The 23,057-nt window shown below is 73.7% G+C and carries 21 protein-coding genes; 9 read left to right on the top strand and 12 right to left on the bottom strand.

What is annotated here, in order from left to right:
• Positions 1-89: 89 nt before the first annotated feature.
• Complete coding sequence (locus ACWCV3_RS16620) at positions 90-317, bottom strand: DUF5133 domain-containing protein (protein WP_451223797.1); 228 nt, start codon at positions 315-317, stop codon at positions 90-92.
• 122 nt (positions 318-439) lie between these two features.
• Here ACWCV3_RS16620 and ACWCV3_RS16615 point away from each other — a divergent pair, with 122 nt between their 5' ends.
• Positions 440-841 (top strand): PPOX class F420-dependent oxidoreductase, encoded by a 402-nt coding sequence (locus tag ACWCV3_RS16615; RefSeq protein WP_451223794.1) that lies wholly within the window; start codon positions 440-442, stop codon positions 839-841.
• 4 nt (positions 842-845) lie between these two features.
• Here the strand turns inward: ACWCV3_RS16615 and ACWCV3_RS16610 are convergent, their stop codons facing one another.
• On the bottom strand, positions 846-1,037 hold the full coding sequence (locus tag ACWCV3_RS16610; RefSeq protein ID WP_451223791.1) for a hypothetical protein: 192 nt from the start codon (positions 1,035-1,037) through the stop codon (positions 846-848).
• Between the two features lie 169 nt (positions 1,038-1,206).
• Here ACWCV3_RS16610 and ACWCV3_RS16605 point away from each other — a divergent pair, with 169 nt between their 5' ends.
• Positions 1,207-1,779, top strand: coding sequence for a TIGR03086 family metal-binding protein (locus ACWCV3_RS16605; RefSeq protein ID WP_451223788.1), 573 nt, complete (start codon positions 1,207-1,209; stop codon positions 1,777-1,779).
• Positions 1,780-1,819: 40 nt separating this feature from the next.
• Here the strand turns inward: ACWCV3_RS16605 and ACWCV3_RS16600 are convergent, their stop codons facing one another.
• Positions 1,820-2,209, bottom strand: a complete 390-nt coding sequence (locus ACWCV3_RS16600; RefSeq protein ID WP_451223785.1) for a hypothetical protein — start codon at positions 2,207-2,209, stop codon at positions 1,820-1,822.
• Between the two features lie 112 nt (positions 2,210-2,321).
• Entirely contained in the window at positions 2,322-2,531 is a 210-nt protein-coding gene (locus tag ACWCV3_RS16595) for a hypothetical protein (protein WP_451223782.1), read from the bottom strand.
• Positions 2,532-2,660: 129 nt separating this feature from the next.
• Here ACWCV3_RS16595 and ACWCV3_RS16590 point away from each other — a divergent pair, with 129 nt between their 5' ends.
• Positions 2,661-5,276 carry an ABC transporter gene (locus tag ACWCV3_RS16590; RefSeq protein WP_451223779.1) on the top strand — a complete coding sequence of 872 codons (2,616 nt, stop codon included), beginning with the start codon at positions 2,661-2,663 and terminating at the stop codon, positions 5,274-5,276.
• A 176-nt stretch (positions 5,277-5,452) separates the two neighbouring features.
• On the opposite strand, the gene ACWCV3_RS16585 is transcribed toward ACWCV3_RS16590, so the two are convergent.
• The 4 genes from ACWCV3_RS16585 to lnt form a co-directional block, all read right to left on the bottom strand.
• Positions 5,453-7,405: a helix-turn-helix domain-containing protein gene (locus ACWCV3_RS16585; RefSeq protein ID WP_451223777.1), complete on the bottom strand. Its 1,953-nt coding sequence runs from the start codon at positions 7,403-7,405 to the stop codon at positions 5,453-5,455.
• Between the two features lie 76 nt (positions 7,406-7,481).
• Positions 7,482-8,279, bottom strand: coding sequence for a 3-hydroxybutyrate dehydrogenase (locus ACWCV3_RS16580; protein WP_451223774.1), 798 nt, complete (start codon positions 8,277-8,279; stop codon positions 7,482-7,484).
• 55 nt (positions 8,280-8,334) lie between these two features.
• Complete coding sequence (locus ACWCV3_RS16575; RefSeq protein WP_451223771.1) at positions 8,335-8,814, bottom strand: NUDIX hydrolase; 480 nt, start codon at positions 8,812-8,814, stop codon at positions 8,335-8,337.
• A 175-nt stretch (positions 8,815-8,989) separates the two neighbouring features.
• Entirely contained in the window at positions 8,990-10,591 is a 1,602-nt protein-coding gene (gene lnt, locus ACWCV3_RS16570) for an apolipoprotein N-acyltransferase (RefSeq protein WP_451223768.1), read from the bottom strand.
• A 145-nt stretch (positions 10,592-10,736) separates the two neighbouring features.
• Here lnt and ACWCV3_RS16565 point away from each other — a divergent pair, with 145 nt between their 5' ends.
• Entirely contained in the window at positions 10,737-11,069 is a 333-nt protein-coding gene (locus ACWCV3_RS16565) for an O-antigen ligase family protein (RefSeq protein ID WP_451223765.1), read from the top strand.
• A 151-nt stretch (positions 11,070-11,220) separates the two neighbouring features.
• Here the strand turns inward: ACWCV3_RS16565 and ACWCV3_RS16560 are convergent, their stop codons facing one another.
• Positions 11,221-11,766 carry a hypothetical protein gene (locus tag ACWCV3_RS16560; RefSeq protein ID WP_451223762.1) on the bottom strand — a complete coding sequence of 182 codons (546 nt, stop codon included), beginning with the start codon at positions 11,764-11,766 and terminating at the stop codon, positions 11,221-11,223.
• A gap of 98 nt (positions 11,767-11,864) precedes the next feature.
• Positions 11,865-12,662 carry a glutamate racemase gene (locus ACWCV3_RS16555; RefSeq protein ID WP_451223759.1) on the bottom strand — a complete coding sequence of 266 codons (798 nt, stop codon included), beginning with the start codon at positions 12,660-12,662 and terminating at the stop codon, positions 11,865-11,867.
• Positions 12,663-12,719: 57 nt separating this feature from the next.
• On the opposite strand from ACWCV3_RS16555, the gene ACWCV3_RS16550 reads away from it, so the two are divergent.
• Positions 12,720-13,895 (top strand): glycosyltransferase, encoded by a 1,176-nt coding sequence (locus ACWCV3_RS16550; protein WP_451223756.1) that lies wholly within the window; start codon positions 12,720-12,722, stop codon positions 13,893-13,895.
• Between the two features lie 7 nt (positions 13,896-13,902).
• On the opposite strand, the gene ACWCV3_RS16545 is transcribed toward ACWCV3_RS16550, so the two are convergent.
• Positions 13,903-15,084, bottom strand: coding sequence for a TerD family protein (locus ACWCV3_RS16545; RefSeq protein ID WP_451223753.1), 1,182 nt, complete (start codon positions 15,082-15,084; stop codon positions 13,903-13,905).
• Positions 15,085-15,277: 193 nt separating this feature from the next.
• Here ACWCV3_RS16545 and ACWCV3_RS16540 point away from each other — a divergent pair, with 193 nt between their 5' ends.
• The 3 genes from ACWCV3_RS16540 (at position 15,278) to ACWCV3_RS16530 (ending at position 19,525) form a co-directional block, all read left to right on the top strand.
• Positions 15,278-15,742: a DUF6643 family protein gene (locus ACWCV3_RS16540; RefSeq protein ID WP_451223750.1), complete on the top strand. Its 465-nt coding sequence runs from the start codon at positions 15,278-15,280 to the stop codon at positions 15,740-15,742.
• Positions 15,743-16,228: 486 nt separating this feature from the next.
• Positions 16,229-16,828 (top strand): Rv1733c family protein, encoded by a 600-nt coding sequence (locus ACWCV3_RS16535; RefSeq protein WP_451223747.1) that lies wholly within the window; start codon positions 16,229-16,231, stop codon positions 16,826-16,828.
• 255 nt (positions 16,829-17,083) lie between these two features.
• Positions 17,084-19,525, top strand: coding sequence for a right-handed parallel beta-helix repeat-containing protein (locus ACWCV3_RS16530; protein ID WP_451223744.1), 2,442 nt, complete (start codon positions 17,084-17,086; stop codon positions 19,523-19,525).
• 7 nt (positions 19,526-19,532) lie between these two features.
• Here ACWCV3_RS16530 and ACWCV3_RS16525 read toward each other — a convergent pair whose 3' ends face one another.
• Positions 19,533-21,890 carry a hypothetical protein gene (locus ACWCV3_RS16525; protein WP_451223741.1) on the bottom strand — a complete coding sequence of 786 codons (2,358 nt, stop codon included), beginning with the start codon at positions 21,888-21,890 and terminating at the stop codon, positions 19,533-19,535.
• Positions 21,891-22,205: 315 nt separating this feature from the next.
• Here ACWCV3_RS16525 and ACWCV3_RS16520 point away from each other — a divergent pair, with 315 nt between their 5' ends.
• Positions 22,206-23,054 (top strand): DeoR/GlpR family DNA-binding transcription regulator, encoded by an 849-nt coding sequence (locus ACWCV3_RS16520; RefSeq protein ID WP_451223738.1) that lies wholly within the window; start codon positions 22,206-22,208, stop codon positions 23,052-23,054.
• The last annotated feature ends 3 nt before the right edge of the window (positions 23,055-23,057 follow it).

Below are 23,057 nucleotides of genomic sequence, written 5' to 3'. Positions count from 1 at the left end.
GCAACGCCCGACAGATTTCCACACGCATTCGCCACACACAACCCAAATCGTCCTCTTGACGAGCCGACCGGGCTGTGGGCGGGAAGAGGTCAGGCGGGCAGGAGGGAGTCGTCCTGCGGACGCGCGCCGGACAGCCGGTGGCGGGCCGCGATCAGCGCCGCGTCGATGTCACGGGTGCCGGTGGCGACGCACAGGGTGTAGGAGATGTCGTCCATCCGCTGCCGCACTTCGGCGCCGCCCTCCTGGGCGTGCAGGACGCGCAGCGTGTCGTACTGCTCGATCAGGTCCTGCAGCACGGCGGGGTGGGCCATCAGCATCTTGGGGTCTCCCTCTGACCAGCTATCACATGGGTCCTACACGCAGCCGGTTACCCTGGGCGCTCCCAGACACACCTGTGTTCCTTCACCTGATCGACCCTCGATCTGCCGGAGATCTCCCCGTGCCCGTACCCCTCGATGACGATCTGCTCGCGCTGCTGCGCAGCGCGAGCACCTGCTACATCGCCACGACGATGCCCGACGGCTCGCCGCAGCTCACCCAGACCTGGGTGGACACCGACGGCGAGCACGTCCTGATCAACAGCGTGGAGTCACACCAGAAGACCCGGAACATCGCGCGGGACCCGCGGGTGGCCCTCGCGGTCTCCGACCCGGCCGACCCGTCGTCGTACACGCAGATCCGCGGCCGGGTGGTGCGGGTGACCACCGAGGGTGCGGTCGATCACATCGAGGCGCTGGCGCGCAAGTACCTGGGCGGCCCCTACCCGTGGTTCGGCGGGCGGGACCAGGTGCGCGTGATCTACGTCATCGAGCCGGAGCGGATCAGCGGCCCGCGCGGCTGAGGTCCTAAGCGGCCTCGGTCGCGGCCCGGTCGGCCGCAACCGGGGCCTGTCGCCGGTCGCCGTGGACCAGGCGCAGATGGCGGCCTCGGGCGCGGCGGGGCGGTTTCGGGCCGCGCGCGAGCCAGTCCTCGGTCCGGTCCATCCCGTACAGCAGCATGGTCACGACCGGCAGCAGCAGAATTGCGACGATGGCCACGGTGGGGGCTCCTCCCCGGCAGACAGCCCTGTACGGTTGCCCGCCCCGCCTGCGGCCAGCGGGCGGCCTCTGTGAAGGTGCGGTGCCTTTCCGGTGGCCCTCGCCCGCGCGAGCGCACGCCCGGCGGTTCGTCCGGGTGCCGCCCGGCGTGCGTCCCTAAGGTGGAGCGATGGCGAATTCAGTCTCTTCCCTGATCGACAACGCCGTCCGGGCGACGGCCCCCGTGGTGGACGGCGTCACCGACGAACAGCTCGGCGCTCCCACGCCCTGTTCCCGGTACGACGTGCGCGACCTGCTCAACCATCTCTTCCACGTCGTCACCAGCTTCCAGAAGCTGGCCGTCGGGGAGCCCGCGGACCTGGCGTCGGCCGGCGAGTACCTCGCCTCGGGCGACTGGCGGAGCCGGTTCCGCGAGGAGGGGACGCGGCTCGCGCAGGCGTGGGCGACGCCCGGTTCGGTGGAGGGCATTTCCCCGGGCATGGGCCTGCCGCAGCGCACGCTGGCGTACATGGTGCTGGGCGACCTCCTGGTGCACGGCTGGGACCTGGCGCGGGCCACCGGCCAGGAGTACGCCCCGGACGCGGCGACCGTCGAGGAGGTGGCCCCGGAACTGGAGAAGATCGCACCGATGGGCCGCAACGCGGGGGTGTACGCCGAGGCGGTTCCGGTCCCGGCCGGGGCGACGCGGTTCGAGCGGCTGCTCGGCGAGACCGGACGGGCCGCGAACTGGTCGCCGAGCTGAGCCACCGGTGCGTGGCGACGTCGCGGTGGCAAGCGGGCACTCAGGCGTCAGGGTCGACCTCGGCGTGTGTGAACCGCACCGGCTTGCCCAGGGAGCGGGCATAGGCGATTTCGGCCCGAGTGCTCTCTCCGATGTGGTCGCCGACCACGAGCACGTCGTCGGCGAGCTGGATCTTGGCCCGGTGCAGATCGTCGAGCCGGGCCTTCAGCGCCTCGGCCGCGGCAGGATCGGACCAGAGTTCGTGCGGCGACTTCAAGTCACAGCCCGGTCTGACGACGATCCGTCCGGCCGCGGTCTCCCGCAGATCCGCCTCGGCCATCTCGGCCATGAAACGGGTCGAGCCACAGATCACCACGATGCGCGGAAGGCTCAGCCGCCTCTTCGCCTCGGTGAGTTCGTCCGTCGGGGTGAGCGGGGGCGGGTACGTCACTGATTCCTCCTGCGGGTGTCCCAGGGACTGCCTTCGCACAGCGCTGTGGTCCGGTGGGAGAGGGCGGCCACCGGGCCGAGCGCCCCTTCTTCGTCCGCCCCCCGACGCGCCGTCACATCGTCGGCCGGTGAACCCGGCTGGACACGGGGCAGGCCCCGGTGACGATCGCGGTGGAGGAGTGGACCAGGGCGACCCGGTGGTTGTACGGGATCGTGTCCATCCTCCCGGCGCCGACGACGACCGTCCAGGAGGAGATGGTCGTCGGTGCCGACCGGCAGCCGGGGGCGGTGCGCCTGACCGGCGGGAACGCCAATTCATTCATGCCTCAACGGCGTTCGCGCCGTAGGGCTGCCGCACTCGGTCGTGCGACCGGCCCGGCGTGGGCGTCGCGTCCTCACTCGATCAGCAGGCGCTCGCGGCACGGACCGGCCGGTCGGGTTAGGTTTTGCCCATGGCTCCACCCCCACGACAGACGCCCGCACCGTCACCCGCCGCACCGCCGGACGCCAGTCAGGAAGGGCTGATCAGAGTCCGTGGGGCCGATGAACACAATCTGCGGCACGTCGATGTGGACGTACCCCGTGACCAGATCGTGGCCTTCACCGGGGTGTCGGGGTCCGGCAAGTCGTCGCTCGCGTTCGCCACCATCTACGCGGAGGCCCAGCAGCGCTACCTGGAGTCCGTCGCACCGTACGCCAGGCGCCTGATCGACCAGGGCGCGGCCCCCAGGGTCGGCTCGATCACCGGCCTGCCGCCCGCCGTGGCGCTGCGCCAGCAGCACAGCGGCGGCAGCACCCGTTCCACGGTGGGCACCGTCAGCCGGGTCTCCAACGTCCTGCGCATGCTGTACTCCCGAGCCGGTACCTATCCGGCCGGGCGGACCCCGGAGGACCTCGCCGGAACGTTCCCCCGCGACGCGGCGCCGCTGGACTCGGACAGCTTCTCACCCAACACCGCCGCGGGCGCGTGCCCCACCTGTTCGGGCCTCGGGCGGCTGCACAGCGTCGACGACAGCAGACTCGTGGGCGACGACTCCCTGAGCATCCGGGAGGGCGCGATCGCGGCCTGGCCGGGCGCCTGGCAGGGCAAGAACTACCGGGACATCCTCGCCGAGCTGGGCATCGACATCGACGTGCCCTTCCGCGAGCTGCCCGCCGCACGGCGCGAGTGGCTGCTGACCACGGACGAGCAGCCCATTGTCACGGTGCATCCGGTGCGTGACGCACACCGGGTGCAGCGCTCGTACCAGGGCACATACATGAGCCCCCGCAAGTGGGTGCTGCACACGTTCGCCACCTCCAAGGCGGCGCACCTGCGGGCCAAGGCCGCCTCGTTCATGGCCGAGGAGATCTGCCCGGCCTGTCACGGCAAGCGGCTGAACCCGGACGCGCTGGCGGTGACCATCGCCGGGCAGGACATCTCGGTCGCCACCTCGATGCCGCTGAGCCGGCTCGCGGCCTTCCTGGAGTCGGCCCGCGACCATCCCGACACCCTGGCCCTGCCCGCCGAGCGCAGGCAGGCCGCGCACGCACTCGTCGCCGGCCTCCGGGACCAGCTCGGCACGCTGACCGACCTGGGGCTCGGTTACCTCGCCACCGGGCGTGCGACCTCCACCCTTTCCAGCGGCGAACTGCAGCGGCTGCACATGGCCACCCAGCTCCGCAGCGGCCTGTTCGGGGTGCTGTACGTGCTGGACGAGCCGTCGGCCGGCTTGCACGCCGCCGACACGGAACTGCTGCTCACCGCGCTGGACCGGCTCAGGGGCGCGGGCAACACCGTCTTCGTGGTGGAGCACAACGCGCAGGTGCTCGCCTCGGCCGACTGGATCGTCGACATGGGCCCGGGCGCCGGCCGGCACGGCGGCCAGGTCCTCTACAACGGGCCCGTCGAAGGGCTGAGCGGGGCACCGGACTCGGTGACCGCGCGGTACCTCCCGCTGGACGCGCCCACTGTGCCGGGACCCGAGGAGCCGCGCCGGCCTGCGGGCTGGCTGCGCCTGGACGGGGTCACGGGCCACAACCTCATCGACCTGGACGCGAGTTTCCCGCTCGGCACACTCACGGCGGTCACCGGCGTCTCCGGGTCCGGCAAGTCGACCCTGGTCCGTCGCGCGCTCGCGGAGACGGTCCGAGATCACCTGCGTGCCGACGGGACCGCCGAGGACACCGCCCGGGACCCCGCCCCGGTGGAGACCGCCGACGAGGAGGAGGCCGGGGTGCCGGTCTGGGATCCGGCGGCGGACCGGGTGACAGTGTCCTCGAGCACGGGACTCGGGCACATCAACCGCGTGGTGATCGTGGACCAGAAGCCCATCGGACGCACCCCGCGCTCGAACCTCGCCACCTACACCGGCCTCTTCGACAGCGTCCGCAAGCTGTTCGCCGCCCAGCCGGCCGCGCGCGAACTCGGTTACACGGCGAGCCGGTTCTCGTTCAACGTGGCCCAGGGCCGCTGCCCGCACTGCCTGGGCGACGGAGTCGTCAGCATCGAACTCCTCTTCCTGCCCACGGAGACCTCCCCCTGCCCGGTCTGCCAGGGCGCCCGCTACAACCCCGGCACGCTGATGGTGCGTCATCGCGGCAGGACCATCGCCGACGTGCTGGCGATGAGCGTGGAGGAGGCGCACGATTTCCTCGCCGACGTACGGCCCGCCGCCCGCATCCTCGAGCTGCTCTCCGACATCGGGCTGGGCTACCTGACCCTGGGCCAGAGCGCCACGACACTCTCCGGTGGCGAGGCGCAGCGCATCAAGCTGGTGAGCGAGCTGCACCGGGCGCCTCGCGGCCACAGCCTCTACCTGCTGGACGAGCCGACCACGGGACTTCACCCGGCGGACGTGGACCTGCTGATCGGGCAGTTGCAGCGTCTGGTGGACGCCGGGAACACGGTCGTCGTGGTGGAGCACGACCTGCGCACGGTCGCCGCCGCGGACTGGATCGTGGACCTCGGTCCGGGCGCCGGGGACGACGGGGGCCGCATCGTCGCCGAGGGCAGGCCGGAGGACGTCGTCCGGGCCGGCGGCACGCCCACCGCCGACCACCTGGCGCGCCGCCTGTCAGCCGGCTGACCCGCACGGCTGTCGCGCGACCCCTCGCATGTGCCCGCTGAGCGGACCTTTCCTGCGGTGTGCCGGCATCACCCGCCGCCACCGCCCACAGGGTGGTGGCGCACATGGCAGGCGACCGCACCGCTCCTCCCGCCCCCGCGAAGCCCATCCGGGGCCGGCACCCGCACGGGTGCCGGTCAGCGGCGTCCCGGGCCCGCCAGCCCGTGCAGCCGCAGGGCGAGCTGGATCTCCAGCGCGCGGGACGGTGTCTGCCAGTCCTCGCCCAGCAGCCGGCCCACCCGCTCCAGCCGCTGGGCCACGGTGTTCACATGGACATGGAGGACGTCCTTGGTGCGCGCCGGACTCATCGCGGCGGCGAAGTAGGCGTCCAGGGTGCGCAGCAGATCGGTGCCGCGCCGGGCGTCGTACGTCACGAGGGGGCCGATGGTGCGTTCCACGAAGCCGCCGATGTCCCGGTCCCCGGCCAGCAGCAGCCCGAGGAAGCCGAAGTCCTCGGCGGCCGCGCCGTCCCCTCCACGGCCGAGCAGGTGGAGGGCGTCCAGGCAGCGACGCCCCTCCGCGTAGGCGGCGGCCACCTGCTCGGGACTTCCCGCCAGCCCGGTGACGGGGGCGGAGGCTCCGACGGTGACCGGCTGGCGGACGGCGGTGCCGAGTTCGCGTGCGGTGCGCCGGGCCAGTTCCGTGGCGGTGTCGCCGGGGCCGAGCGGGAGCAGCAGGACGGTGCCGCCGTCGCGGGCGGCGGCCAGGCCGTGCCGGGTGGTGGCGAGGTGGGAGGCGGCGGACCACAGGCGGCGACGGGCGGCGGCCTCCTCGTCGGCGTCGGCTGCGGGCGCGTCCAGGCGGGTGGCGAGGACGGCGTGGGTGGCGTCCAGGTCGGCGTCGAGCCGTGCGGCGCGTTCCCGGAGCAGCCGCGGGTCGCGGTCGCGGGCGTCGAGGAGGTCGTCCAGGAGTTCGCCGCGCACGCGCCGTTCGGCCTCTGCGGCCGAGCGGCGGGCCAGCAGGAGCAGGGAGGTGACCATCGCGGCCCGCTCCAGGGTGCGCTGGTCGACCGGGTCGAGGTCGGGGTGGCCGTGCAGGACGAGTGCCCCGAACACCTCCTCCCCCGCCGCCACGGCCGCGATCCAGTCGGGGCCGTGGCGCACGGCGTGCCCCTCGTGGCGGGACGCCTCCAGCGCCTCGGCCGGCGTGGTGCCGGTCTCGGTGAACTCGACCGCGCCGTCCAGGACTCGGGCGACGGCCGCGGCCACGTCGTGGACTCCCCCGCCGCGCAGGACGAGTTCGGCGAGCCGGTCGTGCACCTCCGAGGCCCGCTCGATGACGCCGCTGCGGTCCTGGATCACCTCGTTGGCGCGTTCGAGTCCGGCGAGGGCGGCCTGGGTCCCGGTGAGCAGGTTGGTGGTGTCGATGGCGGCCGCGGCGAGGGCCGCGAAGGAGCCGAGCAGGGCGATCTGTTCGCGTTCGAAGACCCGTGCGCGCCGGTCGGCGGCGAAGAGGACGCCGATGACCTGCGAGCCTAGCGTCAGCGGGACCCCGACGATGGCGAACAGGCCCTCGTCGCGCACCGCGACGTCGATGGTGTCGGTGTGCTGGAAGCGGGCGTCCTGGAAGTAGTCGTCGGTGACGTACGGCCGGGCGGTCTGGGCGACGAGTCCGCCGAGCCCCTCCCCCATGCCGAGCCGCAGCTGCTGGAAGCGGGCGGAGACGGAACCCTCGGTGACCAGCATGTAGGTGTCGCCGCGTTCCGGGTCGTTGAGGCTGAGGTAGGCGATGTCGGTGGCGAGCAGGGAGCGGGCGCGCTGCACGATGGCGCGGAGGACCGCGTCGACGTCCCTGAGCCCGGCCAGGTCGTGGGCGGTCTCGAAGAGGGCGGAGAGTTCCGCCTCCCGGCGGCGGCGCCCCTCCAGTTCCGCGCGGACGCGCAGCGCGAGGAACTTGGCGTGTTCCAGTGCGGCGACCCGGTCCACGGACTCCCCCGCGGCGCGGGCGACGAGGACGGGACGTTCGTACGCCTCCGGGGAGGCGTCGCGGGCGAGCAGTTCGAGGTAGGGGGCCTCCGCACAGGCGACGGCCCCCGCCGCGGCGGTCCCGGTGGCGGGGCGCGCGGCCGACTGGATTCGATCGGGAGACATGGCCACAGGATCGCTCATCGTGGGCTCGGCTCGTCGGCCCTGTGGACAACTCCACGAGGACCATCGGGGCAGCGGTTCAGTGGGCCGTCCAGCCGCCGTCCAGCACCAGGGAGGTACCGGTGACGAAGGACGCCTGCGGGCCGCACAGATAGGCGACGGCCTCGGCGACCTCCTCGGGTTCGATCAGCCGGCGCAGCGCGCTGTCCTTGAGCAGCACCTCGGAGAGGACCTGCTCCTCGGGGATGCCGTGCGCCTCGGCCTGGTCGGCGATCTGCTTCTCCACCAGCGGGGTGCGCACGTAGGCGGGGTTCACGCAGTTCGACGTCACCCCATGGGGGGCGCCCTCCAGTGCCGTCGTCTTGGAGAGCCCCTCCAGCCCGTGTTTGGCGGCCACATAGGCCGACTTGAAGGCAGAGGCGCGCAGCCCATGGACGGAGGACACATTGACGATGCGCCCCCAGCCCTGCGCGTACATGTGGGGCAGCGCTCCCCGGATGAGCCGGAACGGCGCCTCCAGCATCACCGTCAGCACCGTGTGAAAGACCTCGGGCGGGAACTCCTGCAGTGGCCGCACCAGTTGCAGCCCGGCGTTGTTGACGAGGACGTCGGTCCCGGCCGCGGCCCGCTCGGCCGCGTCGAGGTCGGTGAGGTCCAGCACCTGGGGCACGACCCGGCCGGGAAGCCCCCCGGCCCGTCCGGCCAGCTCCGCCAGACCCCCCGCGTCGAGGTCGAGCGCGCGCACCTCCGCCCCGGCCGCGGCGAGCCGGAGCGCGCACGCGCTGCCGATGCCTCCGGCGGCCCCGGTGACGAGGGCGACCCGGCCGGTGAGGTCCAGGGCGGAAGGGGTGCTGGGCTGGGGGCTGGGCGAGATCATGTCCCGACCCTAGTGAGGCGCTCCCGGCTCACCACATAGGGCGAGCACCCATACTTCAGCCAAGAGTCATGGGGTCGAACCATGTGGGTGTGTCGGACAGGGCCTGCTTGATCCGGAAGAGTGAGAACTCGTTCAGCTCCGGCAGCGCGTCCACCGCGAACCAGCCGACGTCCAGCGACTCGTCGTCGTTGACCCGCGCCTCGCCACCCACGGCCCGGCAGCGGAAGGTGATGTCCATGTACTGGCACTCGTCGCCGTTGCCGTAGGTGACCGGCTGGAGGGCCTGCACCAGGACGACCCGCTCGGGCACGCAGTGCACGGCCGTCTCCTCGAAGACCTCGCGCACCGCGCACGCGGCGGGCTGCTCGCCCGGCTCCGGGATGCCGCCGACCACCGACCACTTGCGGGTGTCGGTGCGGCGGCCCAGGAGCACCCGCCCCTCGTCGTCGAGGACGATCGCCGTGACACCGGGCAGCCAGAGCAACTGCGTGCCCGCCGTGGCTCGGAGCGCGGTGATGAATTCTGGTGTTGCCATGGCCCCGACCCTAAGGGCTGTGCCGTGATCCCCGGCGGGTACGCGACGACAGCCACGGCACCTCGCCGCGTTGCCGGATCGCCCGCATACGCCCAGTACGAGGACGACCCGCCGCCTTGCGCCGCACCGTATCCGGCACCGCCGCTTCCCCGCACCACGATCCGCCGGACAGGTCCTAGCCGCCGACGGCCCGCCGCCCGCGTGCCGCCGCCGCGCCCGCCCAGCCCAGACCGCCCGCCGCGACCAGGAGCAGTACCAGCTCGGGCAGGATGCCGAGCCGGGTCGCGGGCGTCTTCGAGGTACGCAGCGGCACCTTCATGTCGATGTGGGCGGGGACGAACATCCCGGTGTGCCGCGCGACCCGCCCGTCCGGCATGATCACCGCGCTGACGCCGCTGGTCACCGGCACGGTGACGGTCCGGCTGTGCTCCACTGCGCGGACGCGGGACATGGCGAGCTGCTGGTAGGTCATCTCGCTGCGGTCGAAGGTGGCGTTGTTGCTGGGCACGGAGATCATCTGGGCGCCGTGGGTGACGGTGTCCCGCACGGCCCAGTCGAACGCGGCCTCGTAGCAGGTGGCGAGGCCGACCTTGACGCGCCCGAAGTCGAAGACGCCCGGCTTGTCGCCCCGGCTGAAGTCCTGGTGGACCATGCCGGTCCACTCACTGTTGATCGCCCCGATGAGCGGACGCATCGGGAGGTACTCGCCGAAGGGCTGCACCTGGCGCTTGTCGTAGGTCTGCAGGGGTCCCTTGACCGGGTCCCAGAGGATCTGCTCGTTGAGGAGTTTCTTGTCCCGCTCGACGACCGACCCGACCGAGACGGGCGCGCCGACGGCCTCGGCGGCACCCTGGATGACCGCGGCCGCGTCAGGGGCGGCGAAGGGGTCGATGTCGGAGGAGTTCTCCGGCCAGAGCACGAAGTCGGGACGCGGCGCCCGGCCCGCCGCGACGTCGGCGGCGAGCCGGCGGGTCTCCCGCGCGTGGTAGTCGAGCACCGCGCGCCTCTGTGCGTTGAACTCCAGCCCCGCGCGGGGCACGTTGCCCTGGATCAGCGCCACGGTCGCGGTCCCGGCCTCGGCCTTGTCACTGACCAGCGCACGCGCGCCGACCGCGGCCGTCACCGGCACCGCGAAGCTGAGCAGCGCGACCGCGGCGGCGGAGCGCCGTGCCTCGCCGTCGCGGCGGCGCAGGAGCAGCCGGACGAGCTCGTGGAGGCCGAAGCCGCACAGGACGACGCCGAAGCCGAGCACCGGGGTGCCGCCCAGTGCGGCGAGGGGCAGGAAGACGCCGTCCGCCTGACCGAAGGCGACCTTGCCCCAGGGGAAGCCGCCGAAGGGCACACGCGCGCGTACCGCTTCTCCAGCCGTCCACAGCGCTGCCGCCCACACGGGCCAACCGGGCAGCCGGGACACGGCGGCGATGCCGGCGCCGACCAGTGCGACGTAGACCGCCTCGATGACGACCAGTGCGATCCAGGGCCCGGGGCCGACCTCCACGCCGGTCCACACCAGCAGCGGGAGCAGGAAGCCGAGGCCGAAGAGGTAGCCGAGGCCGAGCGCCGTCCTCCAGGTCCGGCCGCGCAGTACCCAGGCGAAGCCGGCGAAGGCCGGCAGCGCCAGCCACCACAGGGTGCGGGGCGGGAAGCTGACGTAGAGGAGCACGCCGCTCAGCGCGGACACGAGGGCCGGGACCAGGCGGATCAGGCGGGCGCGCGCGCCCTTGGCCGGGGGCCGGAGCCGGTCCGGCAGGTCCACGGGAGTTGCGGTGACGGTCACCCTGGGGAGTGTACGGCGGCCCGCTCACCCCCTGACATGCCGGTCATGACGGCATTCCCGCGCGACTCGTCCACAGATCGGCCCGCAGCCGTCAGCGTGATCCGGGCCTCGGCGGTGCGGCCGGTCCCGGCCGGATGCCGTCGCGGTGTGCGGGCTGGCGTCGGGGGTGCTGCCGGGCGGCTCGGCCGCGGAGTTCACGGAGCGGATCGGGCCGTACCGGGTGGGGCTGTGGGGCCGGGCGGTGCGACTGGCCCGTGAGGCGCCGGTGTGGGGTGTGGGGCCGGGGCGTTTCGGGACGGCGGGTGATGCGGCGGGGCAGCCGCATTCGGCGCCGCTGCAGTTGCCGGCCGAGCAGGGGATCGTCGGGGTACTGCTGCTGGCCGCGGTGTTCGGGTGGGTGCTGCACGCCCTGTGGCGGGTGCCCCGGCCGACGCCGGTGGTGCTGACGGCGGGGCGGCGCTCACGGCGCCGGCGGTGATCTCGTCGGTGGGTGACGCCCTGAGCATCAGCACGGTGACGGCGGGCGCGGGAATGCTGGCCGGGTGGGCGACGGCGCGCCCGTGGGGCGAGGAGGAGCGGCGGCCCGCGCGGAGCCGGTGGTCCGGCAGGAGACGGTGGGCTGAGCGCGCTCAGTGCGCGTTGTCGGGGGTGATGGCGCGCAGCCGGGCCCGGATGGCGCGGACCGCCGACTCGGCGTCGTCCACGGTGATGGTGAAGGTGTGGCCGTCCCACAGGCTGAGCACGATGCCCTCGCCCCGGCGGACGACCACGGCGGTGCCCTTCTCGGGACGCCAGCGGTAGCCCCAGCCGCCCCACTGACGGGGGGTGACGTTCGGGATGTACTCGGCGTCGGCGACCTGGGTGAGCGGGATGCGCCGGCGCGGCAGCCCCGCATGGCCGCAGCGCACCTCCAGCTCGTCCCGGTCCAGCGTGAGGTCGACGTGCACGAAGGCGAGCGTGCCGAACAGGACGAGCAGCCCGACCGCGATGCAGCCCACCACGGACATGACCAGGGCGATGGTCCCGGAGGTCCACGCGGACTGCACGGCAAGCTCGATGCCGAGCGCCATGCAGGCGGCCCCGGCCAGCGCCAGTACCCACTGCACGCGGTTGGTGGCGCGTCCGGTCCAGACGTCGGGGTGCGGGGCGTCCTCGGCGTCGCGGTGCTCCCTCATGCCTATGAGGTTACCCAGGTTCCGCCGTGCCGGTATCCGGTCACGCAGAGGCACTGCTCCGGGTGGACCGGGCGGACCTCGCCTGCCCGCACCCGGTATCACATGCGGTCGGCGAGCGGGCCGGCGGCGGGCAGCAGCCGTCCCTCGGCGTAGTGCAGGGCGGCCGCGGGCAGGGCGCCGCCCTCGCGGCCGCTGAGCAGCACGGTGAGGGAGCCCTCGGCGGGGGCGCCGGGGGCGGGCAGTTCCCCGATGCGGCGCAGCGCCTGGGTGGCGACGGCTCCGGCGGAGCCGTGCAGGACGAGCGGGGCGGCGCCCGGCTGCTGGACGGCGGCGCGGATGCGTTCGGCGACGAGTTCGTAGTGGGTGCAGCCGAGGACGACGGTGGTGACGTCGGGCGGGGTGAGTTCCGCGGCGGCGGCGACGGCCGCGGCGACGGCCTGCTCGTCGGCGTGCTCGACGGCCTCGGCCAGACCCCGGCAGGGCACTTCGGTGACCTGGACGCCGTGCGCGAAGTCCGCGATGAGACCGCGCTGGTAGGGGCTGCCGGTGGTGGCGGGGGTCGCCCAGATCGCCACGTGGCCGCCGCCGGCCGCGGCGGGCTTGATCGCGGGAACGGTGCCGATCACCGGGATGCCGGGTTCGCACAGGGCGCGCAGCGCGGGCAGGGCGTGCACGGTCGCGGTGTTGCAGCCGACGATGAGGGCGTCCGGCCGGCGCGCGGCGGCGGCCTCGGCGACGGCCACGGCGCGCCGGGTCAGGTCCTCGGGGGTGCGCGGTCCCCAGGGCATGCCGTCGGGGTCCAGGGAGAGCACGAGATCCGCGTCGGGCCGAAGGCGGCGGACCGCCGCGGTGGCTGCGAGGAGGCCGATTCCGGAGTCCATGAGCGCGATCTTCACCCGGCCACGATAGTCGATGAGCCCCGGTGGGCCGTTGCGGTGGGGCAGACTGCGGCCGTGAGCGCCATCGTGTGGACCGCCGCCGTGTCCGTCGCCGTCTGGTGCTGGCTGCTGCTGGGCCAGGGGTTCTTCTGGCGCACCGATGTACGGCTCCCGCCGCGCCGCGAGCCGGAGGAGTGGCCGCCGGTCTGCGTGGTGGTCCCGGCCCGCGACGAGGCGGCCGTGCTGCCGGCGAGTCTGCCCTCACTGCTCGCCCAGGACTATCCGGGCCGGGCGGAGGTCTTCCTGGTGGACGACGGCAGCCGCGACGGCACGGGCGGCCTGGCCCGCGAGCTGTCCGCGCGGCACGGCGGGCTGCCGCTCACGGTGGACTCCCCCGGCGAGCCTCCAGAGGGCTGGACGGGCAAGCTGTGGGCGGTGCGGCACGGGATCGCGCTGGCACGCGCGCGTGACCCCGAGTTCCTGCTGCTGACGGACGCGGACATCGCGCACGCCCCGGACAGCCTGCGCTCCCTGGTCGCGGCGGCACGCACGGGTGGCTTCGACCTGGTCTCCCAGATGGCCCGGCTGCGCGCGCGGAGTCCCTGGGAGCGGCTCGTCGTCCCGGCCTTCGTCTACTTCTTCGCCCAGCTCTACCCGTTCCGGTGGATCGGCCGCCGGGGCGCCCGTACGTCGGCGGCGGCCGGGGGCTGTGTGCTGCTGCGGGCGGACATGGCCGGGCGGGCCCGGATTCCGGACGCCGTCCGGCACGCGGTCATCGACGACGTGGCCCTCGCGCGCGCGGTGCGGGCGAACGGCGGCCATCTCTGGCTGGGCCTGGCGGACCGGGTGGACAGCGTGCGCCCGTATCCGGGTCTGGGCGAGCTGTGGCGCATGGTGTCGCGCAGCGCGTACGCCCAGCTCAGGCACAGTCCGGCGCTGTTGCTGGGCACGGTGGCCGGGCTGGCGCTGGTGTATCTGGTGCCCCCCGCGGCGGTGGCGGCGGGCGCGGTCGCGGGGGATGCCCCGGCGTGCGCGCTCGGCGCGGTGGCGTGGGCGGTGATGGCGGCGACGTACATGCCGATGCTGCGGTACTACCGGCAGCCGCTGTGGCTCGCTCCGCTGTTGCCGTTCACGGCGTTCCTCTATCTGCTGATGACGCTCGACTCGGCGGTCCAGCACCACCGCGGGCGGGGCGCCGCCTGGAAGGGCCGCACCTACGCGCGTCCCGGCGCCGTGCCGGACGAGGGCTGAGACCGGCTCATTTGCGGCCGGGCGTCCAGTTCATGCCCCAGCCATAGGCCCGGTCCACGGTGCGCTGCGGGCTCACCCCGCGTTCCGGGACCAGATAGCGGGCCTCGCGCCGGACGACGAGGTCGCCGCCCGCCTCGGTGATCAGGGCCAGCGCGCACACTGTGGAGGGGACCGTGCACTCGTCGAGCGCGAAGTCGATCGGGGCGCCGTGCTGCGGCCGGAGGGTGACGGTGGCGTGCAGGCCGGCGAAGGAGGCGGCGCCCTCGTAGACGGTGACGAAGACCAGCACCCGCCTGAGGTGCTCCTTGTGGTCGAGGCTGATGGTGAGGTTCTCGCCGTCCGCCGCGGCTCCGGTGCGGTCGTCGCCGTCGAGGTGGATGTACGGCGGCCGCTCCAGCGCGCCGAAGGCGTTGCCGAGGGCCTGTACGACACCCTTGCGGCCGTCGCTGAGTTCGTACAGGGCGCACAGGTCGAGGTCCAGGTCATCGGGCCCGGGGCCCCGGCGGCGGCCGGTGAGGTGCTCGCGGGTCTGCCAGTTGAGGTTGACGCGCATGACGCCGGAGGTACCGCCCTGCTTGGCCAGGGACACCGAGGGGGCCGCCTTGGTGAGCGTGACCTTGGAGAGCCGGGCCTGGGGCGCGGCCGGGTGCCGGGGCACGTCGACGGTGATACCGAAGTCCGTCGCCAGCCCCTCCAGCCCGCTGTCGTAGCCCTGCCCCACGGCCCGGAACTTCCAGGAGCCCTGGCGGCGGTAGAACTCGCCGAGGACGAAGGCGGTCTCCACGGTGGCGCCGGCGCTGTCGAAACGGGCGGTGGTGTCTCCCGTGGCGGGGTCGGAGACCCGGACGGCGAGGCCGGGGACCTGGCCGAAGGTGCCGCCGTCGGCCGAGGCCGCGAGGACGATCCGCTCGATGTCCGCCTCCACGCGCTCGAGGTCGACGAGCAGGGTGTCGGTGACCTGCGGCCCGTTCGTCTCCCTGCCCGCGTGGCGGACCGCGCCGGAGGGGTGGACGGGCTGGTTGTAGAAGACGAAGTCGCCGTCCGCGCGGACCCTGCCCTTGACGAGGAGCAGTGCCGAGGCGTCCACGTCGGGGATGCCGGGGCCCGCCCGGCGGGTCACCTCGACGCGGAGCGAGGTGACGGGCACCGGCGTGTTCGACCCCTTGGCCATGGACATGTCCGCCCCCATCTGTACATTGTCCGACCCTCCGTCAACCGTCGGTAACCGGACAGGAACTCGCCTTTTACGCGATCCAGACGTCGAATGAAGTCCATTTTTGGCAAGTTCGCTCGGATTAGCGATCCCAGATCGCCGTCGACACGGAAAACAACCCTCTTATCGGTCTCCCCAACCAGCACATCGTGGGCTTAACTTATGTGCCATGACCTCCCCCCGCTCCACCTATGGCGGCGGCTACTACTCCGCCTCCTTCCCGGACACCCCGATCTATGACTCGCTCGTGGCCGAGCGGGGCACCCCGCAGATCGCCCCGATCAGGGTCCCGGCCGCCTATGACACCGGTGTCGGCATGCAGTCCTCCCCGGGCATGCCCTCCCCCGGCGGCAACCTCCCCGCACTGCCCTCCGCTCTTCCCGCGCTGCCCGCGGCCCCCTCGCCGCAGCCCGCGTACGGCTACCCGCAGGCGCATCAGGCATCCCAGATGCAGCCGACACCGACGGCGTACATCCCGCAGCAGGCCGGCGCCCCGCGCGGCTACCCCGGCGCACAGCCCCAGCCGCCCCGCCCGGCGCCCTCGGGCTACGAGGCGATGCGCCCGGCCGCTCCCCGGCCGCCGCAGCAGCCGTACCAGGAGCCGTACAACAACCAGCAGTACCGGGGCTACTGAGCCGGTTGTGCTCCTCGTAGCGTCGTAGCGGCCGTCCGGCTCCGGGAACGCGGCTCCGCGATCGACCGATGGCCACCGTGACCAGCGGTGGTGCCGGCCGGACGATGGGGGGAAGGTCGTCACCCCGCCCGAACCGCCTCGTTCCCCCGTGTGCCGTCGCCGGGCCGTCGCCCGTCGGCGGCACGCGTGTGTCCGCCCCCGCTCGTCCTCCCTGACGTGGCCTGTACCCCGTCACACGCAGAACATGCCGATCATTTTTCCCGGCCGCGCGGACCGGCTCCCGTCCACATCCCGCACCCCGTCATTCGCTGGTCGTCCGTTCGGACGGCGGTACGGGGAACTCCTCCCGTACCCGGCTCGTTGGGCGAAGATGAGAAATCCGTGAGAGAACCGCCCGGGGCGTGATGTCCTTCTTCCAGGCTCTCTTCGCCGGGCCGGGTGATGAGCGGGACCGACACGGGGCGTCGGAGCGAAGGGGGTGGGGGCGTGCGGACCATCAGCGGTGTCTGGCGCTGGCGGGGCAACCCGCTGCGCCGCCCGACCGACGTCGCGGAGGCGTGGGTGTGCCTCCTGGCGTTGCTGCTGACACTCGTTGCGACGCCCGTCGTCGGCATCGCCGCCGGCTCCGCCGCGCAGGACTCTCTGCGGCGGGCTGTGCGCGAGCAGCGGCACACCCGTCATCTCGTCACGGCCACCGTGCTGCGCCCCCTGGGGCAGGCTCCGCCCGAGGCCGACCCCGACTCGGCCCGTACCTCCCGCAGCAGAGTCGTGGCCGGGTGGACGGCGCCGGACGGCACCCGCCGGCAGGGCGCGGTACTGGCGGACGTCAAGTCTCCCCACGCGGGTGAGCACTTCAGGCTGTGGACGGACCCGGCCGGGCGAATGACGACCCGGCCGCTGGACTCCGCCACCGCGCTGGCGCACGCGGTGCTGGCCGGATTCGGCGCATCCGTGGCGGCGGCAGGGCTCGTCGAGAGCGTGCGGCGCCTCGTGGTGTGGCGCATGGTCCGCCGCCGTCACGCGAGTTGGGACCGCGCCTGGGACCGGGCGGGACCGGACTGGGGCAAGGCCGGTACGGGTAGTTAGGCGCGCGCGGCGCGGCCCCGCGGGACGGGGTTCCGGCTCTGGTCGGCCCGCCACCCGCGCGCACGCTACGGTGGACCGGCCGACTCGCTTTCGGCATCGACCCGCGCGCGAGCGAGCCGAAGGCCGCGCCGGAGTCCGGAACACGCGTACACGCGAACGCCCCGGTGGCGCCCCGCGGTCGCCGTCCCGGCACCGGCGGCGGAGTCCCTGAGGCGGACGAGCACAAGTACCACGAGGTGGGGGCACGGCAACGCCATGGCACAGGGCACGGTCCAGGTGACGCACACCGGCACATCGCGGTGGCGGCGCCGCACGGGTGAGTACGCGTCGCTCGCGGCCGCGCTGGAGGCCGCGAGCGACGGCGACGTCCTCACCATCGCCGCCGGTACCTACCGGGAGAACCTCGTCGTGCGCCGGGAGGTGACGCTGCGCGGCCCCGACAACGCGCCGGGCTCGGTGCGGATCGCCCCCGTGGACGGCGTCCCGCTGACCGTGCGGGCCTCCGCGGTGGTGCAGGGCCTGCACGTGGAGGGCCAGGACGGCGCCGCCCCGGCGCTGCTGGTGGAGGAGGGCACGCCCGAGCTGCTGGACGTGCGGATCGTGACCCGCTCCGCCTCGGGCATCGAGGTGCGCGGCGGGGCACGTCCGACCGTGCGCCGCTGCACGGTGGACAATCCGGCCGGTATCGGCGTCCTCGTCCTCGACGGCGCGGCAGGGGTGTTCGAGGAGTGCGAGGTCGTCGCGGCCGGCCAGGCGGGCGTGGCGGTGCGCGGCGGCGGCCATCCGCGCCTGGACCGCTGCCGGGTGCACCACGCCTCGGGCACCGGGTTGAGCGCGACCGGTGAGAACACCGTGCTGGAGGCGTTCGGCTGCGAGGTGTACGAGGTGCGGGGCGCCGGGGTGCAGGTGACCCAGCGGGCCACCGCCCACCTCACCGACTGCGCGGTGCACCGCACCTCCGCGGACGGTGTCACCCTCGACACCGACGCGGTGCTGACCCTGGCCGACTGCCGTATCCACGACATCCCGGAGAACGCGGTCGACCTGCGTTCCCGCTCGGTGCTGACCCTGACCCGGACGACGGTGCGCCAGTTCGGGCGCAACGGCCTGTCGGTCTGGGACCCGGGCACCCGTGTGGACGCCAACCAGTGCGAGATCTTCGACAGCACCGGCGACTACCCGGCGGTCTGGGTGAGCGACGGCGCGACGGCCGTGCTGGACTCCTGCCGGGTGCACGACGTGCCGGACGCGCTGTTCGTCCTGGACCGGGGCTCCCGCGCGGACGTGGTCGACAGCGACCTCTCCCAGGTGCGCAACACGGCGGTCTCGGTGAGCGACGGCGCGACCGCCCAGCTCGACGACTGCCGTATCCGGGACGCCGCGACCGGCGCCTGGTTCAGGGACCACGGCAGCGGCGGCACCCTGAGCAACTGCACGGTGGACGGCACCCAGACAGGTGTGATCGTCACCAAGGGCGCCGATCCGACGATCGAGCGCTGCGTGGTGGAGAGCCCGGCCGAGGCGGGGTTCTACGTCTCGGCGGGCGGCCGGGGCAGCTTCGTCAGCTGCCGGGTGACCGGTAGCGGCGGCTACGGCTTCCATGTGCTCGACGGCTGCCGTACGACGCTGCGCAAGTGCCGTACGGAGCGGTGCGTGCGGGGTGGTTACGAGTTCGCCGAGGGCGGCCCGGACGCGGGCTCGGGGGCCGGACCCGTGGTGGAGGAGTGCTCCAGCGACGAGAGCGGCGCGCTGCGGCCCCCGGCGGCGCAGGACACGGCGGTGCAGACGGTTCCGGCCTCCACCGGCGGGCTGCTCGGCGCGATTCCGGGACAGCGTGCGGCCGGCGCCGATCCGTCGGCGGTGCCGCCCGTGCCGGAGCGGGAGACCCGTACGCCGAAGGCCGTGATGGGTGAACTCGACGCGCTGGTTGGCCTGGAAAGCGTCAAGCGCGAGGTGCGGGCGCTGACCGACATGATCGAGGTGGGCCGGCGCCGCCGGAAGGCCGGGCTCAAGGCGGCCTCGGTGAAGCGGCACCTGGTCTTCACCGGCTCTCCCGGCACCGGCAAGACGACGGTGGCCCGGTTGTACGGGGAGATCCTGGCCGCGCTCGGGGTGCTGGAGACAGGGCATCTCGTGGAGGTGTCGCGTGTGGACCTGGTGGGCGAGCACATCGGCTCCACCGCGATCCGCACCCAGGAGGCGTTCGAACGGGCGCGCGGCGGGGTGCTGTTCATCGACGAGGCGTACGCACTGTCGCCGGAGGACGCCGGGCGGGACTTCGGCAAGGAGGCCATCGACACCCTGGTGAAGCTGATGGAGGACCACCGGGACGCGGTCGTGGTGATCGTGGCCGGCTACACGGCGGAGATGGAGCGCTTCCTGTCGGTCAACCCCGGTGTGGCATCACGGTTCTCGCGGACGATCACCTTCGGGGACTACGGCCCCGAGGAGCTGCTGCGGATCGTGGAGCAGCAGACCGACGAGCACGAGTACCGGCTCGCGTCCGGCACGGCGGAGGCGCTGCTGAAGTACTTCACGGCGCTGCCGAAGGGGCCGGCGTTCGGCAACGGCCGTACCGCACGGCAGACGTTCGAGGCGATGGTGGAGCGGCACGCCGGCCGGGTCGCTCAGTTCGCCGACCCGAGTACCGACGACCTGACCCTGCTGTACCCGGAGGATCTGCCCGAACTGCCCTGAGGCACCGTCACGTCGGGCCGCGTTCCGGGCGGGGCGCGGGGAGGTCGGGGTGGAGGCGGGCCAGCAGCAGGTCGCGTTCGCGGGCGAAGGCCGGATCCTCCTGGTAGTCGGAGTGGCCGAGGATGGGCGCGGGCAGCGGGTGTTCGGGAGTGCGGCCGTAGGCGCGCGGGTCGGGCAGCGGCTCGTGGTCGACCTCGGTGCCGTGCCCGGCGGGCAGCCGGATCGGGCCGCCGATGGGGTCGGTGCGGCGGTGGAGGTTGCGCCAGCAGCAGATGTCCCGGTGCAGGGCGGCGAGGGCGGACGGCCCGAAGTGGGCCGGGAACCAGCGGCCGTAGAGCCGTTCGAGCGGTGAACCGTAGGTGAGCAGGGCGACGCGTCGGCGTACGGCGGGCGGGAGCTGCCAGGCCGCCGCGGCGACCAGGACGCTGCCCTGGGAGTGGCCGGAGAGCACGAGCCGGCCGCCGGTGCGCTCGGTCCAGGTGGCGGTGCGCCAGGTCAGGTCGGGCACGGCGCGCTCGGCGTAGCACGGGGGCGCGAAGGGGTGCGCCGCGCGCGGCCAGAAGGTGCCGACGTCCCACAGGATGCCTATGGTCCGCCGGGCAGAGGCGTCCTTGTAGGCGCGGCGCCCCCAGGTGACGAAGAGCAGGAAGCCGACTCCCACCAGCCAGGAGCCGAGCGTCTGGCACACCTCGGCGGCGACACGGACGGGGGCCCACGCGTGCCGCGCGGCGTGCGCGGGCGCCAGCCCGGTGGAGAGGGCACCGGTGAGGGCTCCCGCACCGGCGATCAGGGTGGCGGCGGAGCCGACGGCGAGGATCAGGGGCGCGCGGTCGGTGAGGGTCGCCATCGCGCGGACGTGGGCGATGCGCCGGGTGCGGTGCGGGTCCTCCGGCTCACCGGGGTGCTCGGCGCGCACCCGTCGGCGCTCGGCACGGGCGAGGCGCGCGGTGCGCCGGGCCAGGACGGCGACGAGGACGAGAAGCACCGCGAGTACGGGCGGGATCGCGGACGCCTGCCAGGTCAGGGTGACGGGCGGCCCGGTGATCGTGGCGTGGGTGCCGTCCAGCCAGTCGGCGACGCGCTGGGCGACCCCGCCGGACGCGACTCCGCCGAGCGCGCACGCGAGCAGGGCGACGGCCGGTCCGCCGAGGCCGCGCATCGCGGCGCGGGAGTCGGGCAGGCGCCGGTGCAGCCGGTGGGCGACGACCGCGAGGGCGACGACCAGGACGCCCTGGGCCAGCATGGTCGCGCCGAACGCCGGGTCGCCGGGCAGTCTCCCGGCGGACTCCCAGCCGGGCCGGGACCAGCAGGCGTAGGTGGCGGCGAGCAGCAGCAGGGCGAGGGCGCCGAGCGGGAGGGCGCGCAGCAGACGGCGGTCGAGCGTCTGATCGAGAAGAAGCTCGCTGCGGCCCCGGCGGCACACCACCGCGACGGCGACGCAGGCCCAGGCGAGGATGCCCGCGACGAGCAGGACGCCGAGGAGGTGGAGGAACGCGGGTCCGCCGGGGCGGTGGTCGAAGCGGGTGGCGGGCAGGGTGACGGCGGCGGCGACGGTGAGCAGGCCCGCCGCGGTGTGCGCGGCCCGCAGCCGGGCGCCGAGGCGGCGGCCGTACCAGAAACCGGGGCGGGCCAGCGCGCCTTCGTCGGCGGCCGGTTCGGCGGTGGTGGTGAGGGGGCGGTGGGACTCGTACGCGCTCCAGGTGCGGTGGGAGAGGTACCAGAGCAGCGCGGTGAGCAGTGTGGGCACCAGGGAGGCGAGCGCGAGACGGCGGCCGGGCCGGCTCCACCAGCCTCCGCCGGAGAGGGCGGGCGAGAGGAAGGTGAGCCAGGCGTGGCGGCGGGCGCAGGCGGGGGCACCGGCGCACTGCCAGGCCACCAGGTCCAGCGCGACCTCGCAGGCGGCGGCGACCAGGAGGACGGTCAGGGTGAGCGCGGCCAGCCGGACGAGGAGACCGTAGAGGCGGACCGAGGGGCCGGGGCGCTCGGCCCGGGGGCGCATCCAGTGGGCGAGGTTGACCACCATGAAGGGCAGCAGCAGCAGCCACAGCGCGCGGGTGCCGTTGCCGGAGGTGAGGTTGCACCAGACGTACGCCTCGCGCACCGGGCCCTCGCCGGGGCGTGCGTCCAGTGCGGGTCCGGCGCCGCCGGCGGACTCCGGGACGTCCTCGGCGCGGCGGTAGACGGCGGCCGTGTCGTCGCCGGTGACACGGATCGTGCGCGGGTCGGCGAGCATCTTCTCGGAGGTGGTGCCGCCGACGCCGTGCACCAGCAGTTCCAGGCCGCGCTCCGCCGACGCGACCGCCGGGTCCGGGGGGTCCGTGAGGTCCGGCCGGGCATCGGTGATGCGTTCCCGCGCGTGTTCCACTTGTCGTCCGCACTTCCGTCGTCACCTGAGGGGTCTCAAGTCCGTGCGGGCTTCAGGTTCTCCGTTTCCGGGGTGGCGTACACCTGGCGGGAGGGGTCGTCACGGAATCTCCCCGATCCGGGTGACGACGGCGGCCATGGTGGCCGCACACATGTGCGCGCACACCCGGTGTGGGTGGTGACAGCCAGCGGCGCGCCCCATGGCGGCCCGTGACAAGATGAGACTCCGGCGCATGTGGTGGGATCCGGGAACGGGCTGGTAACCGCACGTGCGCCAGGCGGCTCGGACAGGTGTGGCGAAAGGACCGGAGCGTACGTGAGCGAGAATCAGAACCTCCTCGCGGAGCAGCGGCGCGCTCTGATCGTGGACGAGGTCCGGCGGCGCGGCGGTGTCCGGGTCAATGAACTGACCCGTCAGCTGGGCGTCTCGGACATGACCGTGCGTCGCGACCTGGACGCGCTGGCCCGGCAGGGTGTGCTGGAGAAGGTGCACGGTGGCGCGGTCCCGGTGGTGGAGGCCAGCACGCACGAGCCGGGTTTCGAGGCCAAGTCCGGTCTGGAGGCGACGGCCAAGGAGGAGATCGCGCGGGCCGCCGCGCGTCTGGTGGCGCCGGGTTCGGCGATTGCGCTGTCCGGCGGCACGACCACCTACACACTCGCCCGGCAGCTTCTGGAGGTGCCCGATCTGACCGTGGTGACGAACTCGGTGCGGGTCGCGGACGTGTTCCACACCGCGCAGCGCAGCTCGGGCCGGCGACCGGGCGCGGCCACGGTGGTGCTGACCGGCGGGGTGCGGACCCCTTCCGACTCGCTGGTGGGGCCGGTCGCGGACCGGGCCATCGCCGCGCTGCACTTCGATCTGCTGTTCCTCGGGGTGCACGGCATATCCGCGGAGGCCGGGCTGTCCACGCCGAACCTCGCCGAGGCGGAGACCAACCGGCAGCTGGTGCGCTCGGCGCGCCGCGTCGTGGTGGTCGCGGACCACACCAAGTGGGGCACGGTGGGCCTGAGTTCGTTCGCCGCGCTGGACGATGTGGACACGCTCGTCACGGACGGGGGGCTGCCCGCGGAGGCCCGCGCGGAGATCTCCGAGCGGCTGCGGCGCCTGGTGGTTGCGGGGGAACCGGAGGACGACGAGGAGCCCGAGGGTCCCGAGGAGGACTGACGG

The sequence above is a fragment of the Streptomyces sp. NPDC001781 genome (genome assembly GCF_053596035.1).
The sequence above is the reverse complement of the archived record's forward strand: the minus strand, read 5'-3'. Positions and strand labels throughout refer to the sequence as shown.